The sequence below is a fragment of the Micromonospora cathayae genome (assembly GCF_028993575.1).
In the GTDB taxonomy this organism is placed as follows: domain Bacteria; phylum Actinomycetota; class Actinomycetes; order Mycobacteriales; family Micromonosporaceae; genus Micromonospora; species Micromonospora cathayae.
Map to the genome: position 1 here is coordinate 2,085,083 of NZ_CP118615.1, position 17,079 is coordinate 2,102,161.

At 74.5% G+C, this 17,079-nt stretch carries 18 protein-coding genes and 1 pseudogene; 12 read left to right on the forward strand and 7 right to left on the reverse strand.

Annotated features, from left to right (window positions below; translation table 11 throughout):
* Positions 1-74: 74 nt before the first annotated feature.
* The 4 genes from PVK37_RS09655 to PVK37_RS09670 all read left to right on the forward strand — a co-directional run bounded on the left by PVK37_RS09655 (position 75) and on the right by PVK37_RS09670 (position 2,620).
* On the forward strand, positions 75-722 hold the full coding sequence (locus tag PVK37_RS09655; RefSeq protein ID WP_275033478.1) for a DivIVA domain-containing protein: 648 nt from the start codon (positions 75-77) through the stop codon (positions 720-722).
* Positions 719-1,222 carry an SRPBCC family protein gene (locus PVK37_RS09660; protein ID WP_275033479.1) on the forward strand — a complete coding sequence of 168 codons (504 nt, stop codon included), beginning with the start codon at positions 719-721 and terminating at the stop codon, positions 1,220-1,222. The genes PVK37_RS09655 and PVK37_RS09660 overlap by 4 nt, the downstream gene beginning before the upstream one ends.
* Before the next feature lie 189 nt (positions 1,223-1,411).
* On the forward strand, positions 1,412-1,993 hold the full coding sequence (locus tag PVK37_RS09665) for a DNA-3-methyladenine glycosylase I (RefSeq protein ID WP_275033480.1): 582 nt from the start codon (positions 1,412-1,414) through the stop codon (positions 1,991-1,993).
* Positions 1,994-2,005: 12 nt separating this feature from the next.
* The gene (locus PVK37_RS09670; RefSeq protein WP_275033481.1) at positions 2,006-2,620 is read left to right on the forward strand and encodes a hypothetical protein; all 615 of its coding nucleotides are present in this window, start codon (positions 2,006-2,008) and stop codon (positions 2,618-2,620) included.
* A 42-nt stretch (positions 2,621-2,662) separates the two neighbouring features.
* Here the strand turns inward: PVK37_RS09670 and PVK37_RS09675 are convergent, their stop codons facing one another.
* Both PVK37_RS09675 and PVK37_RS09680 read right to left on the reverse strand, forming a co-directional pair.
* A complete protein-coding gene (locus PVK37_RS09675) occupies positions 2,663-3,454 on the reverse strand; it encodes an enoyl-CoA hydratase-related protein (protein WP_275033482.1) in 792 nt (263 codons plus the stop codon).
* Between the two features lie 4 nt (positions 3,455-3,458).
* The gene (locus PVK37_RS09680) at positions 3,459-4,277 is read right to left on the reverse strand and encodes a PaaX family transcriptional regulator (protein ID WP_275033484.1); all 819 of its coding nucleotides are present in this window, start codon (positions 4,275-4,277) and stop codon (positions 3,459-3,461) included.
* 191 nt (positions 4,278-4,468) lie between these two features.
* On the opposite strand from PVK37_RS09680, the gene PVK37_RS09685 reads away from it, so the two are divergent.
* Together PVK37_RS09685 and PVK37_RS09690 are read left to right on the forward strand one after the other, a co-directional pair.
* Positions 4,469-4,636 (forward strand): DUF3117 domain-containing protein, encoded by a 168-nt coding sequence (locus tag PVK37_RS09685; RefSeq protein WP_007455245.1) that lies wholly within the window; start codon positions 4,469-4,471, stop codon positions 4,634-4,636.
* A gap of 118 nt (positions 4,637-4,754) precedes the next feature.
* The gene (locus PVK37_RS09690) at positions 4,755-6,221 is read left to right on the forward strand and encodes a leucyl aminopeptidase family protein (RefSeq protein WP_275033486.1); all 1,467 of its coding nucleotides are present in this window, start codon (positions 4,755-4,757) and stop codon (positions 6,219-6,221) included.
* A gap of 146 nt (positions 6,222-6,367) precedes the next feature.
* On the opposite strand, the gene PVK37_RS09695 is transcribed toward PVK37_RS09690, so the two are convergent.
* Positions 6,368-6,976 carry an O-methyltransferase gene (locus tag PVK37_RS09695; RefSeq protein WP_275035059.1) on the reverse strand — a complete coding sequence of 203 codons (609 nt, stop codon included), beginning with the start codon at positions 6,974-6,976 and terminating at the stop codon, positions 6,368-6,370.
* A gap of 521 nt (positions 6,977-7,497) precedes the next feature.
* Between PVK37_RS09695 and PVK37_RS09700 the strand changes: the two genes are divergently transcribed.
* Together PVK37_RS09700 and PVK37_RS09705 are read left to right on the forward strand one after the other, a co-directional pair.
* Positions 7,498-8,748 (forward strand): S1C family serine protease, encoded by a 1,251-nt coding sequence (locus tag PVK37_RS09700; RefSeq protein WP_423791066.1) that lies wholly within the window; start codon positions 7,498-7,500, stop codon positions 8,746-8,748.
* Between the two features lie 137 nt (positions 8,749-8,885).
* Entirely contained in the window at positions 8,886-9,308 is a 423-nt protein-coding gene (locus PVK37_RS09705) for a twin-arginine translocase TatA/TatE family subunit (protein WP_275033487.1), read from the forward strand.
* Between the two features lie 246 nt (positions 9,309-9,554).
* Here the strand turns inward: PVK37_RS09705 and PVK37_RS09710 are convergent, their stop codons facing one another.
* The 3 genes and pseudogenes from PVK37_RS09710 to PVK37_RS09720 form a co-directional block, all read right to left on the reverse strand.
* The gene (locus PVK37_RS09710) at positions 9,555-10,703 is read right to left on the reverse strand and encodes an Mrp/NBP35 family ATP-binding protein (protein ID WP_275033488.1); all 1,149 of its coding nucleotides are present in this window, start codon (positions 10,701-10,703) and stop codon (positions 9,555-9,557) included.
* Positions 10,704-10,760: 57 nt separating this feature from the next.
* On the reverse strand, positions 10,761-11,342 hold the full coding sequence (locus PVK37_RS09715) for a DUF1003 domain-containing protein (RefSeq protein ID WP_275033489.1): 582 nt from the start codon (positions 11,340-11,342) through the stop codon (positions 10,761-10,763).
* Positions 11,343-11,484: 142 nt separating this feature from the next.
* Positions 11,485-12,720, reverse strand: a pseudogene (locus PVK37_RS09720) (magnesium transporter MgtE N-terminal domain-containing protein); the annotation flags it as partial.
* 33 nt (positions 12,721-12,753) lie between these two features.
* On the opposite strand from PVK37_RS09720, the gene PVK37_RS09725 reads away from it, so the two are divergent.
* From PVK37_RS09725 to PVK37_RS09740, 4 genes are all read left to right on the forward strand, one after another.
* Complete coding sequence (locus tag PVK37_RS09725; RefSeq protein ID WP_275033490.1) at positions 12,754-13,623, forward strand: PhzF family phenazine biosynthesis protein; 870 nt, start codon at positions 12,754-12,756, stop codon at positions 13,621-13,623.
* A gap of 30 nt (positions 13,624-13,653) precedes the next feature.
* The gene (locus PVK37_RS09730; protein ID WP_275033491.1) at positions 13,654-14,178 is read left to right on the forward strand and encodes a hypothetical protein; all 525 of its coding nucleotides are present in this window, start codon (positions 13,654-13,656) and stop codon (positions 14,176-14,178) included.
* A gap of 35 nt (positions 14,179-14,213) precedes the next feature.
* Positions 14,214-15,170 (forward strand): DMT family transporter, encoded by a 957-nt coding sequence (locus PVK37_RS09735; RefSeq protein WP_275033492.1) that lies wholly within the window; start codon positions 14,214-14,216, stop codon positions 15,168-15,170.
* Positions 15,171-15,376: 206 nt separating this feature from the next.
* Positions 15,377-15,799 (forward strand): VOC family protein, encoded by a 423-nt coding sequence (locus tag PVK37_RS09740; protein WP_275033493.1) that lies wholly within the window; start codon positions 15,377-15,379, stop codon positions 15,797-15,799.
* A 43-nt stretch (positions 15,800-15,842) separates the two neighbouring features.
* Here the strand turns inward: PVK37_RS09740 and PVK37_RS09745 are convergent, their stop codons facing one another.
* Positions 15,843-16,823: a sulfite exporter TauE/SafE family protein gene (locus PVK37_RS09745; protein WP_275033494.1), complete on the reverse strand. Its 981-nt coding sequence runs from the start codon at positions 16,821-16,823 to the stop codon at positions 15,843-15,845.
* Positions 16,824-17,079 lie beyond the last annotated feature (256 nt).

A 17,079-nucleotide genomic window follows, 5' to 3' on the forward strand; every position in this document is an offset into this window, starting at 1 on the left:
CGGCGTGGCGGGCCGACGCGACAGGATGTGGTCCGGGGGTCGCCCGGCGACGATCGTCGTGCCACGATCTGTGCATGGGTCAGCTTCTGCTCGTACTGGTCGTGGCGTTGACCGTCGCGGCGGTGGTGTTCGGCGTGACGGTTCTGGTCAGCGGCCGCGATCCGGGCCTGGTCCCGGCCGAGCCCGACGGCCGGGCGGTACCCCTGCCCGGAGGCCGTCCACTGGCCGAGTCGGATATCGGCGGGGCTCGCTTCGACACGGCGCTGCGCGGTTACCGGATGGACCAGGTCGACCAGGCGCTGCGCCGGGCCGCCTACGACATCGGGTACAAGTCGGAGCTGATCGGCGTACTGGAGGCGGAGGTCGACGCCCTGCGGGCGGGCCGCGCCGACGAGGCCGAGAAGCTGCGGGAGTCCCGGCTCGCCGCCGCGGCCACCGCCGCCACCCCGGCCGACGCCACCACGTCACCCGCTGCGGGCGACCCGGCCACCACGTCCCCGGCCGCCACCGACTCGGCTGCGAGCGACCCGGCCACCAGCGACGCTGCCACCGGCGAACCGGCCGACCGGCCCGAGGTGACCGTCGCCGGTACCGGTGAGGAGGCCGGCCGGCCCGACCGGGCCGTCTCCGGTGAGGACCAGGCCGGTACGGACCGGGCCGTCGCCGGTGCCGGTGAGGTGGCCGGCCGGCCCGACGTGGCCGTCCGGTCGGAGTCGGCGTGACCGGGCCCGGCGGCTCCGGTGCCGAGGATCTGGGTGCGGCGGCGCAGCCCGGGGCCGGTGAGGTCACCGCGACGGTGATCGTCGACGCGCCCGCCGAGCGGGTCTTCGCCGCGTTGACCGCCTGGGAGCGGCAGTCGGAGTGGATTCCGTTCACCACCGTCCGGGTGGTCGAGGGGGACGGCGGCGAGGGCAGCCTGATCGAGGCGGTCACCGCCATCGGGCCGGCGGCGCTGCGCGACGAGATGCGGGTGGTCCGGGTGGACGCGCCGTACGAGGTGGGGGTGGTCCACTGCGGGCGGTTGCTGCGCGGCCCCGGCGTGCTGCGCTGCACCCCGATGGACCGGGACCGCACCCAGGTGGTCTGGCACGAGTGGTTCCACCTGCCGGGCGGCACCGCCGGGCGGGTGGCCTGGCCGGTGCTCTGGCCCGGTTCCAAGGTCAGCCTCACCCAGGCGCTCAAGAAGTTCGGCCGGTTGGTCGAGCAGGGTCGCCTGCCCTGAGCGACCCACCCGGGCGACCCACCCGACCGCCTGCGGCCGGAAGACCGGGTGGCGGGAAGACCGGGTGGCGGGGAGGGCCCGGCAGCGGGAAGGCCGGCCAGCGGGGGTAGGCCGGGCGGCGGGTCGTCCGGCGGGCCGGGCGGCGGGGCGGGGCGTCCGTCGCCGGTGCGGTGACCTACGGTGGACGCCGTGAACGACCTGGTGACCGGTGCCGACGGTCTGCCCCGCTGCGTTTGGGGGGCGAGCACCCCGGACTACGCCGCCTACCACGACGAGGAGTGGGGACGCCCGGTCCGTGGCGACGACGCCCTCTACGAGCGGATCACCCTGGAGGCGTTCCAGTCCGGGCTCTCCTGGCTGACCATCCTGCGGAAGCGGCCGGCGTTCCGGCGGGCCTTCGACGGGTTCCGGATCGCCACCGTGGCCGGCTACGACGAGGCCGACGTGGCCCGGCTGCTCGGCGACGCGGGCATCGTCCGCAACCGCGCCAAGATCGAAGCGGCGATCGGGAACGCGCGGGCCGCGCTCGACCTGCCGGGCGGGCTCACCGAGCTGCTCTGGTCCTTCGCGCCGCCGCCCCGGGCGACCCGGTTCGACCGGTTCGTCGACCTGCCGGCGACCACCCCGGAGTCGACCGCGTTGGCCCGCGCGCTCAAGGGGCACGGCTTCCGGTTCGTGGGCCCCACCACGGCGTACGCGTTGATGCAGGCCACCGGCATGGTCGACGACCATCTGGCCGGCTGTCACGTCGTGGTCCCGCGCCCGGCGTGATGGGATGGCGGCATGACCGACACCGACCACCGGGAGCGCGCCGCCGCCGCAGCCGACCGTGCCTGGACCGTGCTGCTGCCATCCGACCGGTACGAGGCCGAACGGCTCGTCCAGCACGACACCCTGGAGCTGACCGGACTGGAGACCCCGCTCCGGCCCGGGGCCGGTGACCCGGTCGCCGTGGTAGTGGACGGTGAGTCGCCGCTGCTGGTGGCGCTGGGCCGGGTCGAACCCCCGGTCGGCGAGGAGCAGGATCCGGACGATCCGGGCTCGGTCGACGGGGAGCTGCCGCTGGTGGTGGCGTACACCCGACGGGTCTTCGACGAGCCGGTGCCGGCCGACGGTCTCCCGGTGGCCGGGGTGCTGACGCCGCTGCCCGCCGACCGCTGGCACGCGCTCGCCGACCGGCTCGGCCCGCCGCCGCCCCGGCGCTCCTGGCTGGTCAGCCTCGATCTGCCGATCGAGGCCGCCACCCCGGCCGAGGCGGTCCGCCTGTTCTGGTCGTACGTCCGGGAGCTGGGCCCCCGGGAGCTGCCCGCGTACGTCTCGCCGAGTGGCGACGAACTGTCGATGCAGGCGTTCGTGCTGGGTGCCGAGGCCAACCAGGACCCGGAGGAGGACGACTGACCCCTCCGCCGTCCCGGCTGCGGCCCTCGACGAGCTGCCGGCTCAGCGGCCCTGGAAGACCGGCTGCTCCTTGTTGACGAAGGCGTGCGTGGCGGACCGGTGGTCGGCGGTGTTGCCGCAGATCGTCTGGGCCTGCGCCTCGGCGGCCAGCGCGTCGGCGAGGGTGCCGGCGTCGGCGATGGAGAGCTGGCGCTTGATCGCCCCGTACGCGACGGTCGGGCCGGCGGCGAGCCGGGCGGCCAGCTCCTGCGCGGCCGGCAGCACCTGCTCGTCGTCGTCCACCAGCCGGTTGAGCAGCCCCAGCTGGCAGGCCTCCTCGGCGCGTACCGGCTCGGCCAGCATCAGCAGCTCGATGGCCTTGGCGTGGCCGACCAGCCGGGGCAGCGTCCAGGACGCGCCGGTGTCGGCGGCCAGCCCCACCTTGGCGAAGGCCATCAGGAAGCTGGTCTTCGGGCCACCGATCCGGATGTCGGCGAGGAAGGCCAGCGAGGCGCCGGCCCCGGCGGCCATGCCGCGTACCGCGGCCACCACCGGCTTGGGCAGGTTCGCCAGCCGGGCGGCGATCGGGTTGTAGTGCGCGCGGACGGTCGCCAGCGGGTCGCCCTTGGCCGACTCCAGGGTGCTCACGTGCTCCCGCAGGTCCTGACCGGCGCTGAACTGCCCACCCGCCCCGGCGAGCACCACCGCCCGGCAGGACCGGTCGGCCTCCAGCTCGGCGAGGGTGTCGCGGAGCGCCTCCTTGAGCGCCACGTCCAGCGCGTTCATCGCCGTCGGGCGGTTCAGCGTCAGGGTGACGACCGCGTCGGTGCGGTCGACGAGCAGGGGCTCGGTCACGTGTTCAACGACCCTTCTGTCGGACGGCGCGGTTGCCGAGTTCGAGGCACTGCTCCACGTACCGGTCGGCGGCGGGCCGGAGCCGGGCCGCGTGCCGGTCGAAGAAACTGGCCGCGCTGGTGCCGGGCCAGCGCTCGGGAAGCAGCGCCGGGGGCAGCTGCGGATCCTTGAACAGAAAGGTACGCCAGGCGTGCACGAGCCGGAATCGGGCGGCGTACGCCTCCTCGTCGTCGCTGCGCGCGGTGACCTTGGCCAGCAGCGGACGCTGTTCGGCGACGAACTCCTCGTAGGCCCGGCCGATCTCGGCGAGGTCCCAGGCGCGGCGGACCATCGCCACCGCGCCCGGCGTGCCGGCGGCGTGCACGGCGGTGAACCGTTCGTGCCGGATCCCGGCCTCGGCCAGCACGGTGTCGACGTCCTCGGCGGCCCGGGTGGCGATCCAGGTCTGCTCGTCGAGGGTGCCGTAGCCGAGGAAGCGGAGGTTGGCGGCGAGCCGGAGCCGTTCCCGCCGGCCGGCCGGCGCGTCGAGGACGAGCAGGTCGAATCGCCCGTCCCAGCTGATTTTGCCGGTGCGGTAGATCCGGGCGGCGGCCTCGTCGAGGCGGCGGGCCGCCTTCGGGGTGATCGAGTAGCCCGGTCCGGAGGCCAGCCGGATCGGGTCCAGCCAGCCCTGACGCACCATCCGGGAGACGGCCGTACGCACGGCCGGCGGGGCGACCCCGAGCGGTGCGAGCAGCTTGACCAGGGCGGCGACCGGTGCCCGGCCACCCCGGGGACGGAGGTGGTCGCCGTACAGGTCGAAGAGTGCCGACCGTGCCTGCATGACCGCACATTGTGACAGGCCTTCTCAGGATAAGCTAGATGCTGTTACATCAATGCTGCTTCAGTTTGGGTCCGACGGTGTTCATCAGGGAAAATCGTTGGTCAGCACCGCGCGTCGGCGCGTGGTGGGTTTAACGCGTAGTGGCTGTGGGGCAACCCACCGACCCTGGTGTAGGTCTGAGGGGAGACAACATGGCGGCGATGAAGCCGCGGACGGGCGACGGTCCGCTGGAGGTCACCAAGGAGGGCCGGGGCATCGTCATGCGGGTTCCGCTGGAGGGGGGTGGCCGGCTCGTTGTCGAGATGACTCCCGACGAGGCCAACGCGCTCGGTGACGCATTGAAGGCAGCCGCCGGCTGATGAAGAAGTGGTCCGGGCGGCGGCCGTCGCCCGGGCGGCCCGACAGACCCTGAGCCACCGGTCCGCCGGTGGCTCAGGGTCTTCACGTTCCGATGCTCTGTGGGAGGTACGGCAAAGCGTGCTGGACATCCGTCTGGTGGTCGGCCCCGAGCGGTCCGACACCCTCGTCCTGCCGGTGCGAAACGACGACGGTACGGACGCCCCGGCCGCGCCGATCCCGACAGCGGTGACACTTCCCGACGAACTGACCGCCGAGGCCACGGCCCTGGCATCGGTGGCGGCACTGACCGGACGGGCCGGCGAGGCCCAGGTGACGCTGCGTCCGCCGGGCGCCCCGCTGCGACTGGTGCTGCTCGGGGTCGGCGCCGGCACCGAGGCGGACTGGCGGGCCGCCGGCGCCGCGCTGGCCCGCACCGTACCGGACGAGACCCGGGTCACCGTCGCGCTGCCCGCCGACGCCCCGCCGACCGCCGTGCGCGGGCTGGTCGAGGGCGTGCTGCTCGCCTCGTACCGGTTCCGGCTGACCGACAGCGGGCACACCCCGGCGCTCGCCGAGGTGGAGCTGGCGGTGACCGACCCGCAGCGGTACGCCGGCGCGGTCGACACGGCCCGTACCACCGCCCGGATGACCCGGTTCGCCCGGGACCTCACCAACATGCCGTCCTCGGTGAAGAGCCCCGAGTGGTTCGCCGGGCAGGTGGCCGCCGCCGCTGCCGACCTCCCCGACCTGGACCTGCGGGTCTGGCAGCCGGACGAACTGGCCGAGGCGGGCTTCGGCGGCGTGCTCGCCGTCGGCGGCGGCTCGGCCCGCGGCCCCCGCATGGTCGAGCTGGGCTGGCACCCGGCCGGGGCGACCACCCACGTGGTGCTGGTGGGCAAGGGCATCACCTTCGACACCGGTGGCATCTCGATCAAGCCGGTGTCCGCGATGAAGCTGATGCGCAAGGACATGGCCGGGGCGGCTGCGGTGGTCGCCGCCACCGTCGGGGCCGCCGCGCTGCGGCTCCCGGTCCGGGTCACCACGCTCGCGCCGCTGGCCGAGAACATGCTCAGCGGGTCCGCGTTCCGCCCCGGGGACGTGGTCCGCCACTACGGCGGGCGGACCAGCGAGACCACCAACTCGGACGCGGAGGGGCGGCTGGTCCTCGCCGACGCGCTCGCGTACGCGGTGGACCGGCTCGCCCCCGACGTACTGGTCGACCTGGCCACCCTCACCGGGGCCAACGCGGTCGCGCTCGGCTCGCGGACCGCCGCCCTGTACAGCGACCACGACGGGCTGGCCGGGGCGCTGGTCGCCGCCGCCGCCGAGGCGGGCGAGCAGGCGTGGCGGATGCCGCTGGTGGAGGACTACGTCGAGTACCTCGGCAGTGACCTCGCCGACTACTACAGCGCGCCGGCCCGGGGCGCCGGCTCGGTGGTCGCCGCCCTGTTCCTCCGTGAGTTCGCCGGTGACCTGCGGGACCGGTGGGTACACCTGGACATGTCCGCCCCGTCCTGGTCCAGCGCCGCCGACGGGGAACTCACCCGGGGCGCCACCGGCTGGGGCGTCCGGGCCCTGCTGCGCTGGCTGGCGACCCTGGGCTGAACCACCCGACCCGCTGCCGCGCCGGCTGACGGGGTGGCGTCGCGCTGTTCCCGGCTGGCGTCGCGCTGTGGCCGGCTGGCGTCGCGCTGTGGCCGGCTGGCGTCGCGCCGGTGCCCGCCGGCGTCGGACCGGCTGCCGGGCGCGGGTCAGCAGCGGATGGCGGCCAGCAGACCGTCGCCGACCGGCAGCAGCGCCGGCACCCAATCCTCCGACTCCCGGAGAGCCTTCATCGTCTCGCGCAGGGTCACCGTCTCCGGGTCGCGGGCCGCCGGGTCACCGATCCGGCCACCGGCGAGGGCACCGTTGACCGCGAGCACGCCGCCCGGCCGGAGCAGCCGCAGGGCCGCGTCCACGCAGGCGCTGACCCCGGTCACCTCGGCGTCGACGAAGAGCAGGTCGTACGCCCCGTCCGCGAGCCTGGGCAGGACGTCGAGCGCCCGCCCCGCGATGATCCGGGTACGCCCGGCCGGGAAGCCCGCCTCGGCGAAGATCCGGCGGGCGATCCGCTGGTGCTCGACCTCCACGTCGATCGTGGTGAGCACCCCGTCCGTACGCATCCCGCGCAGCAGCCAGACACCGCTGACGCCGGTACCGGTGCCGATCTCCACCACCGCGCGGGCGTTGCCGGCGGCGGCGAGCAGCCGCAGGGCGGCACCGGCTCCGGTGGTCACCGCGTCGATGCCGACCTCCTCGGCGAGGCTGCGCGCGGTACGCAGGACGAGATCCTCGGCGACGTACGACTCGGCGAACTGCAGGGCCTGCGCCGTCGAACTGCCGTGGCTGGCGGCCGTGGCGATGGGACACCTCCGAGGGGCGAAAGTGATACGGGGGGCGGTTGCCGCTAAGAGCCTAGAGGCGAGGGGTCACCGGCGCAGCCACGCGGTACCTCCCGCCGGCCGGGACGGCGGGCGGGAACCGGGCGGGCCGCCGGTGGGGACGACGGGGAAGAACGAGGCGGGCCGCCGGTCGGGACGACGGGACGGAGCCGGGCCGGGCGACGGTGGAAGCCGGGCGGGAGTGCGGCCCTTCCCCGCATGCCGACCCGGGCGCGGGCATCCGTGCAATCCTGGATGCGTGATCCCGGCCGCCGCGGCCGGGCCGGCCCCGCCGGTCCGCCGTCGGCCGGGGGCTCCGGGATGGACTGGGAGGCACCGACGTGACCGACGGCTGGGACTGGCGGCGGCCAGCCGCAACCCCACCACCGGCCCACCCGCCGGTGAACGGCGGACCGTCCGTGGGTGGCGCCCACGGTGGACCTGCGGCCGGCACCCGGGGGGTGTTGACCGGTGGCGCGACACCGGCCGGCGGCTCCCGTCCGGACCGGAACTCACCCTGGTGGTCGGACGCGCTCGCCGACCCGTGGCGGGACCCGGCCGCGCCGGCCGCCGTGGTGCTGCCGGCCGTGCCGGTGCCCGAGGCGGAACCGGAGCCGGTGGTCGACCCGGACGCCCCCGGTCGACCGGTGCTGAAGCAGGTGCTGCTGATCGCCGTGGTGGCGGCGCTGCTCGCCGGCACCCTGGGCGGGGCGTTGGGTTACACGTTCGCGGTGCGCGGCGGCGCGGGTGCCACGGTGCTGGGGGCGAAGCCGGGGGACGTGCCGGTGGTCGCCCAGCGTAAGCCCGACTCGCTGGCCGGGGTGGCCGCCCGGGTGCTGCCCAGCGTGGTCACCGTCCGGGTGGGCGGGGCCGCCGGCACCAGTGAGGGCTCCGGCTTCATCGCCAGCGCCGACGGGCACGTGATCACCAACGACCACGTGGTGGCCGGCGGGACCGGCACCGCGACGGTGATCTTCAACGACGGATCGTCCGCGTCGGCCACCCTGGTCGGGCGGGACCCGGAATCCGACATCGCGGTGATCAAGGTCAACAGGTCCGGGTTGCGGCCGGTGGAGTTCGGCGACTCGGACGCGCTCGCCGTCGGTGACCCGGTGCTGGCCATCGGTTCGCCGCTCTCCCTGGCCAACACGGTCACCGCCGGGATCGTCAGCGCCCTGGACCGGACCATGCGGGCCGGTGAGCCGGGTGGCCCGGTGCGGTACTACGCGGCGATCCAGACCGACGCGGCGGTCAACCACGGCAACTCGGGTGGGCCGCTGGTGGACGGCGCGGGCCGGGTGATCGGGGTCAACTCGACCATCAAGTCCCTGGTCGCCGAGGGGCAGGAGGCCGGCAACATCGGTCTCGCCTTCGCTATCCCCATCAACCAGGCGAAACGCATCACCCAGGACATCATCGGCACCGGCAAGGCCCGCCGTACGGTGATCGGCGCGGAGGTACCCGGACCGGGCGCGGCCCCCTCCACCGGCGGCGTACGGCTGGTCGCGGTGGAGCCGTCCGGGCCGGCCGCCGGGGCCGGACTGAAGGCGGGGGACGTGATCCTCCGGCTCGCCGGACGGCCGCTGAACGAGCCCACCGACCTGATCGCGCTGGTCCGCAAGTTCGCTCCGGGCTCGGTGGTGACGGTGGAGTACAAACGCGGTACGGACCGGCAGAGTGCCTCGGTGACGCTGGCCGCGGACGCGAAGTAGGGCCCGGCTGGGACGCACGTCACAGGCGCGTGGCGGCCCACCGGGCGGCGGGTGTCGGATGAGCCCCCGATCACCCCCTCCCGTAACTCGCCCCGACCTGCGTACGCTTGCCGCAGATGCCGAGGAGGAGGCTGCGCGTGTTCGACAACCTGAACTGGTGGGAGATCGGTGCGCTGCTGCTGCTCGCCCTGCTGATCTTCGGCGACAAGTTGCCCACGGTGATCAACGACGGCCTGCGGATGGTGCGCAACCTGCGCAACATGGCCCGTAACGCCACCACCGACCTCAGCAAGGAACTCGGCACCGACATCCAGCTCGAGGACCTGCACCCGAAGGCGTTCATCCGTAAGCACCTGCTCAGCGAGGAGGACGAGCAGGCGATCCGGAAGCCGTTGCAGGGGGTCTACGACAACCTGCGCGCCGACGTCACCGGGGTGCACAAGGAGCTGAAGGACGTCGCCAGCGCGGCGGACCTGCGCTCCGGCCCCAGCTCGCCCGCTCCGGCCCCCGCCGCGGCCCCCGCGCCCCGGCCGCGCAGCTTCGACGTCGACGCCACCTGACCCCCGGGCCGGTCCCCGACGGCCAGCGCCGGACCTGGGCCAACCGCGGTTCCCGACGGTCAGCGTGGGGCCTGGCCGGTCCCCGAGCGTCGGGCCCGGACTGGCCCGCGATGGCCAGCCGTCGGGCCCGGACTGGCCCGCGATGGCCAGCCGTCGGGCCTGGGCCGGCCCGTGACGGTCAGCTGAGGGCCGGGACCGCGTCGGTCGCCTGGGTCCCGCCGGCGCGGAACCCGGGCCGCGCGGCGGTCAGCGGCCGGCCGGCTTGAGGCCCAGGGGCTTGCCGAGCAGCGACTCCCGGCGTACGGCCAGCCGGTCGGCGACCGCGCCGAGCGCCCGCGCCGCCGGGGCGTCCGGTTCGGCCAGCACGATCGGGTTGCCGGCGTCGCCGGCCTCCCGGACCCGGGTGTCCAGCGGGATCTGCCCGAGCAGCGGCACCTGCGCACCGATGGTGCGGCTCAGCGACTCGGCCACGGTGGCCCCGCCGCCGGACCCGAAGACCTCCATCCGGGAGCCGTCCGGCAGCTCCAGCCAGGACATGTTCTCGATCACACCGACCACCCGCTGGTGGGTCTGGAGGGCGATCGCCCCGGCCCGCTCCGCCACCTCGGCGGCGGCGGCCTGCGGGGTGGTCACCACCAGGATCTCCGCGTTCGGCAGGAGCTGGGCCAGCGAGATCGCCACGTCACCGGTGCCCGGCGGCAGGTCGAGCAGGAGGACGTCCAGGTCACCCCAGTAGACGTCGGCGAGGAACTGCTGCAACGCCCGGTGCAGCATCGGGCCGCGCCACACCACGGCGGCGTTGCCGGCGGTGAACATGCCGATCGAGATGACCTTCACACCGTGCGACTGCGGCGGCATGATCATGTCTTCCACCCGGGTCGGGCGACCGTCCGCGCCGAGCATCCGGGGCACCGAGTGGCCGTAGATGTCGGCGTCCACCACGCCGACCGAGAGGCCACGGGCGGCCAGCGCGGCGGCCAGGTTCACCGTCACGCTGGACTTGCCGACCCCGCCCTTGCCGCTGGCGACCGCGTACACCCGGGTCCGGGAACCGGGCTGGGCGAACGGGATGACCGGCTCCTGGGCGGCCCCGCCGCCGCGCAGCTTCGCCTGGAGCGACTGCCGCTGCTCGGGGCTCATCACCCCGAACTCGATCTCCACACCGGTGACCCCGGGCACCGCGCCCACGGCGGCGGTGATGTCGGTACGCAGCTTGTCCTTCAGCGGACAGCCGGCGACGGTGAGCAGCAACTCGACCCGGACCACGCTGTCGTCACCGACGACCGCGGAACGGACCATGCCCAGCTCGGTGATCGGCCGGCGGATCTCGGGGTCGTCGACGGTGGCCAGGGCGGCCTGGACGGCGTCGGAGACGGTGCTGACGGGTGCTGACATGCCCGCAATGCTACGTCGGCCCCCGTCCGCACCGGCCACCACCAGCGGTGGCCCGGGTCAGCCGGGGTGGGCGTCGTCACGTGGCTCGTCGAGCGGCTCGGGGGATTCCCGGTGTCCGCCGGTCTTCTCCTGCTGGCGGCGTTCCAGCCGGTGACGGCGCTGCTGTGCCTCGTCCAGCTCCTCGGCCAGCCGGGCCAGCTCGGAACGGAGGAAGTCCCGGGTCGCCACCTCGCCCATCGCGATCCGCAGCGCGGCGATCTCCCGGGCCAGGTACTCGGTGTCCGCCTTCTGCATGGTGGCCCGGCGACGGTCCTCCTCCAGCGACACCCGGTCCCGGTCGGCCTGCCGGTTCTGCGCCAGCAGGATCAGCGGCGCGGCGTACGACGCCTGCAACGACAGCACCAGGGTCAGGAAGGTGAAGGTGTACGGGTCGAACCGCAGGTGGGCCGGGGCGAGGGTGTTCCAGCCGAACCAGGCCGCGATCACCACCGTCATGTAGACGATGAAGTTCGCCGTGCCCATGCCCCGGGCGATCCCCTCCGACCACCGCCCGAACGCCTCCGGGTCGAACCGGGGCAACCGCACGGTACGGGGCTCCGCCGGCTGGTCCAGCCGTTCGGAGCGGCGCTGCTCAGCCATCCGTACCGCCCTGCCCCGACCCGGCCGGTCCACGGTCCGCCACCGGCCCGACCGGCCCGGGGGCCGTCACCGGCGTGCCCGGTCCGTGGGTCGTCGCCGGCTCGGTGGGCAGGCCGGGCAGTGGTTCCGCGGCCAGCTCCGCCGCGTCCCGGTCCCGCCAGTCCCGGGGCAGCGAGTGGTCGAGTACGTCGTCCACGGTGACCGCGCCGACCAGCCGGTTGTTGCGGTCGACCACCGGCATGGCGACCAGGTCGTAGGTGGCCATCCGGCGGGTGATCTCCGGCAGCGGGGTGGCCTCCCGCAGCGGGTCGATGTCGTTGAGCACCACCCCGCCGAGCAGGTCGGCCGGCGGTTCCCGGAGCAGCCGCTGGAAGTGGACCATGCCGAGGTACCGGCCGGTGGGGGTGGTCATCGGCGCCCGGGTGACGAAGACCTGCGCCGCCACGGCCGGGGAGAGCTGCGGCTCGCGGATCCGGGCCAGCGCCTCCGCGACGGTCGCGTCCGGCGGCATGATCACCGGCTCCGAGGTCATCACGCTGCCCGCCGTGCCCGGGGTGTACTTGAGGAGCTGGCGGACCGGGTCGGCCTCGTCCGGTTCCATCAGGTCGAGCAGCACGTCCTGTTCCGGCGGGGGCAGTTCGTTGAGCAGATCGGCGGCGTCGTCCGGGTCCATCTCCTCCAGCACGTCGGCGGCCCGTTCCCGGCCCAGCGCGGTGAGGATCTCGACCTGGTCGTGCTCGGGCAGCTCACTGAGCACGTCGGCCAGCCGTTCGTCGTCCAGGGCCGCCGCGACCTCGTTGCGGCGCAGGTCGGGCAGGTCCTGGAGGGCGTTGGCCAGGTCGGCGGGGCGCATGTCCTCCAGGACGGCGAGCAGGTTGGCCGTGCCCCGGGTGTCACCGAAGCCGGTGAGCCCGCGCACGTTGTCCCAGTCCACCTGGTGCAGATGCCCGCGACGGGTGAGCCGGCCGGTCTGTTCGCGTACCGCCACCCGGCCCAGGGACCACTCGCCGCCCCGGCGGCACTCCATCGCGACGTCCACCACGGTGCCGGGCCGGCCGTCGGGGTCCACCTGCACCCGCCGGTCGAGCAGTTCGGCCAGGACCAGCAGCTCGTTGGGGCGCTTCTCGAAGCGGCGCAGGTTGAGCGTCCCGGTGCCGAGCACCACCGCGTCGGCGTCCAGCGAGGTGATCCGGTTGATGGAGAGGAAGATCCGTCGCCGCATCGGCATCTCGGCGACCAGCCCGACCACCTCCGGTGGACGGTTGGTCGGCCGGATCCGGGCCACCGCGTCCCGAACCCGCCCCACCTGGTCGCCGTTCGGGTCGAAGACGGCGACCCCGGCGAGTCGGGCGATGTAGACCCGGGTCGGTGTGCTCACGCCGACCAGCCTATGCGCCTAGTGTTTATCAACATGTCGACCTTGGCCTACGAGATCGTGGACGTCTTCACCGACCGCCCGTTCGCCGGCAACCCGCTGGCCGTGGTGTTCGGCGCGGAGGGGCTCGCCACCGAGCAGATGCAGTCGCTCGCGCTGGAGTTCAACCTCTCCGAGACGGTGTTCGTGCTGCCCGCCACCCAGGTCGGGGCGACCTACCGGGCGCGCATCTTCACCCCGACGGCGGAGCTGCCGTTCGCCGGCCATCCCAGCATCGGCGCGGCGGTGACCGCCGGTCGGCGCGGTCTGTTCGGGTTGGGCCAGGTCAGCCAGGAGTGTGCGGCGGGGGTGCTGCCGGTCGAGGTGACCGCGACCGGTGCCACGCTGACCGGCGGCACGTCGACCCTCGGCCCGGAGCTGGACGCCGAACCACTGCTGGAGGTGACCGGTCTCACCTCGGGCGACCACGCCGGCCCGGCCCCCCGGGTGGCCGGCTGCGGGTTGGAGTTCCCCTTCCTGCCGGTACGCCCGGACGCGGTGGCCCGCGCCAGGGTCGACCCGGCGGCGGCACATCGGTACGGAGTGGAGCACGTCAGCGTCTTCTCCTGGGACGCCGACTCGCAAACCGCGCACGCCCGGGTGTTCGTGCCCGGACTCGGGGTGCCCGAGGACCCGGCCACCGGTTCGGCCGCCCTCGGTCTGGGGGTGTGGCTGGTCGCCAGCGGCCTGCTCCCGCCCGACGGGGTGTCCTCGTACACCGTCCGGCAGGGCCTCGAGATCAACCGTCCGTCCCTGCTGACCTGCACGGTGACCGCCGGGGGCGGCAGCGCGCTCGGCGCGACGGTCGCCGGTCAGGTGATGCCGGTGGCCCGGGGCGAGATCAACGTACCGCCGTTCGTGGGCTGACCGGCCCGGAGCGGGCCGCCGTACGGCAGGATGCCTGGAGTGAGCGACGAGGTGGAGGAACGGACGGCCACGCCCCTGGTCGACGAGGCGGTGAAGAAGGCCGCGGTGGCCTGGGTGCGGGTGCCCGACGGCCCGGCGCTCGCCCTGTGGTGCGTACCCCTGGACGGGGCGCTGCTGGTGGTGAGCGGCCCGGGGGAGCAGGCGGCGCCCGGCCTGGCCGGGGCGACGGAGGCCGAGGTGACCCTGCGCGGCGACCACGGCGGCCGGATCGTGACCTGGCCGGCGCGGGTGTCCCGGATCGAGCCGGGCAGCGGGGCGTGGGAGACGGCGGCCCCGCTGGTGGCCGGCAAACGGCTCAACGCCCCCGGTGCCGCCGCCGACCTGGTGCTCCGGTGGGCGGCGGACGGCTGCGCGCTGAACCGGCTGGTGCCGGCGGGCACCCCGCTGGCCGGGGCGGAGCTGCCGGACGGGTCGCTGGCCGAGCCGCCCCGGGACACCCCGGCGGTACGGCGGGCCAGGAAGCCGTTCCGGCTGCACCGGGTCCGCCGCCGCTGACGGCGGGGGTGCCGGCTGTGTGAGGATGCTTTCCTGTGCAGCCGTCCCCGCACCGCCCGCCGCTCGATCCGTTGACCACCGGGGCGGTGGTGCTCGCCGTGGCGGCGGTGTCGTCGGCGGCCCCGCTGATCGCGTTCGCGGCGGCACCCGCGCTGGCCATCGCGTTGTGGCGCAACGTCATCGCCGCCGGCGTGCTCGCTCCCTGGGCGCTGCTGCGGCGGCGGGACGAGTTCCGGTTCCTGACCGGCGTCGGCCGCCGGGAGGGCTGGTACTGCGTACTCGCCGGGGTGGCGCTGGCCGCGCACTTCGCCACCTGGATGCCCAGCGCGCAGCTCACCTCGGTCGCCGCCGCCACCGCGCTGGTCGCCACCCAGCCGGTCTGGCAGGGCCTGATCGCCCGGTGGCAGGGGCGGCGGCTGCCGGGAGCGGTCTGGGTGGGCATCGGTATCGCCGTGGTCGGCGCGGTGCTGGCCAGCGGGGCCGACTTCGCGGTCTCCGGCCGGGCCTTCGCCGGTGACCTGCTGGCGATCGCCGGAGCGATCTTCGCGGCGGTGTACACCGCCCTCGGTGAGCGGGCCCGGGTCAGCGTGAGCACCACCACCTACACCACCATCTGTTACAGCGTCTGCGCCCTGGTCATGCTGGTGGTCTGCCTGGTCGGTGGGGTACCCCTGGGCGGCTTCGACACCGACACCTGGCTGGTGATCCTGGCGCTGGTGGCGGGTGCGCAACTGCTCGGCCACTCGATGTTCAACTACGCGCTGCGCCGGGTCTCGGCCACCACGGTCAGCGTGCTGATCCTGCTGGAGGCGCCCGGGGCGGCCCTGATCGGCTGGGCGTGGCTCGGGCAGTTGCCGCAGCCGCTCGCCCTGCCCGGCCTGGGGGTACTGCTGGTGGGGACCGCCGTGGTGGTGCTCGGCGGGGCGCGCGCCGGCCGGCGGAACCCACCCGTGCCGCTGCCGCCCGACGCCGGCCCGCCGCCGGCGACCTGACGCCCCGGGCCAGCCCGGGGCGGGCCTGGCGCGCCCCCGGCCGGCCCGCAGCTGGCCTGACGCGCCCCGGGCCGGGCCGCCGCCGGTCTGACGCCTCCGGGCCGGGCCGCCGCCCGGGGCCGGTCCGCCGGTGGCCGGGCGGCGACCCGGCGTCCCGGGCGGTGACGCTGCGCGGTTTCGTCACCCCCCGCGCATAGGGTGCCCCCATGGCGTACGACTTCCAGCTCACCATCGACGCGACCGCGCCGCACCAGCTCGCCGACTGGTGGGCCGAGACCCTCGGCTGGCAGGTGGAGCCCCAGGACGAGGAGTTCATCCGGCGGATGGTCGACCAGGGGCATGCCACCGAGGCGGACACCACCACGCACCGGGGCGCGCTGGTCTGGCGGTCGGGCGCGGCGATCGTGCACCCCGACAGCGGGCAGCGGGTGCTCTTCCAGAGCGTCCCGGAGGGCAAGACGGTGAAGAACCGGCTCCACCTCGACGTCCGGGTCGGGCGGGAGGCCGCCGGAGCCGAGGTGGAGCGGTTGACCGCGCGTGGCGCGACCGTGCTGCACCAGGGCCGCCAGGGTCCCTTCAGCTGGGTGACCATGGCGGACCCGGAGGGCAACGAGTTCTGCGTGACCTGACGCCCGGCGGGACGTCACCCCCGCCGGGCGCGTCCGGTGCGGGTCAGGTCGAGCTGACCTCGTCGGCGAGCCCGGACCGCTCGGTCGTGGCGCTCGCGGCGGGCGCGGTGTCCGGGCCGCTCGCGGTGTCCGTGGCGGTCGCGGGGCTCGTGGTGGTCTGCCGGCTGGCCAGGTGCTGGCGCACCGACCAGACCACCGCCGCCGCCCACAGCGCCGCGACGACGGCGTAGCAGGCGTACCGGACGCCGGTCGGGGCGTCGATCCACTCGCTGCGCAGCAGGGTCCGGCCGTTGGTCAGGATGATCATGCCGCCGACCGCCGAGCCGAGGACCCGGGGCGGCACCTTGCGGACCAGCCAGGCGGCGATCGGTGCGGCCGCCATGCCGCCGATCAGCAGCGCGAGCACCCAGCCGTAGTCGATGTTCTCCGAGCCCAACCCGACCAGGAAGCCGAGGCTGGCGGCCACCGCCACCAGGAACTCGCTGGTGTCGATCGAGCCGATCACCCGGCGCGGCTCCATCCGGCCGCTGGCCAGGATGGCCGGCGTGCCGACCGGACCCCAGCCGCCGCCACCGGTGGCGTCGACGAACCCGGCGACCAGGCCGAGCGGGCCGAGGAACCGCTTGCGCAGCGGCAGCCCGACGCGTCCGGTGGGCAGGCCGGCGACGGTGAAGCGGACCAGCAGGTAACAGCCGAGGGTGAGCAGGATCAGCGACATGACCGGAGCTGCGGCCGCGGTGGAGAGGCCGGAGAGGAACGTCGCGCCGAGGAACGCGCCGATCGCGCCCGGTACGCCGACCCGGCGGACCACCCGCCAGTCCACGTTGCCGAATCGCCAGTGCGCCGCACCAGAGGCGAGTGTCGTGCCGATTTCCGCGAGATGAACGGTGGCGGACGCGCTGGCCGCACTCGTGTTGATCGCCAGCAGCAATGTGGTGGATGTCACTCCGTACGCCATCCCAAGGCTGCCGTCGACCAGTTGTGCTCCGAAGCCCACCAGGGCGAGCATGATGAGTTTACGCACTTTTAACCGCCGATCCTAAAGAGGTAATGGGAGTTAGCGAGCCCGACACGGGTGAGCAGGGGTAATCCCGTGACCGGTGATCCGCTGAGGGTTCGTGCTGGTGGCGGCGGGTGCCGCCGGGGGCGTACGGGTGGCTGCCGGGCTGGACGGGGGCCGGCAATCGCCGCACGCGCGGCCAAAAACGATCGTTAAGGGCGAACTGGGCGGCTCCCCGGCTGCGGCGATGGCTGCGTATCAGCAGGTGGGAGGCGCGCCG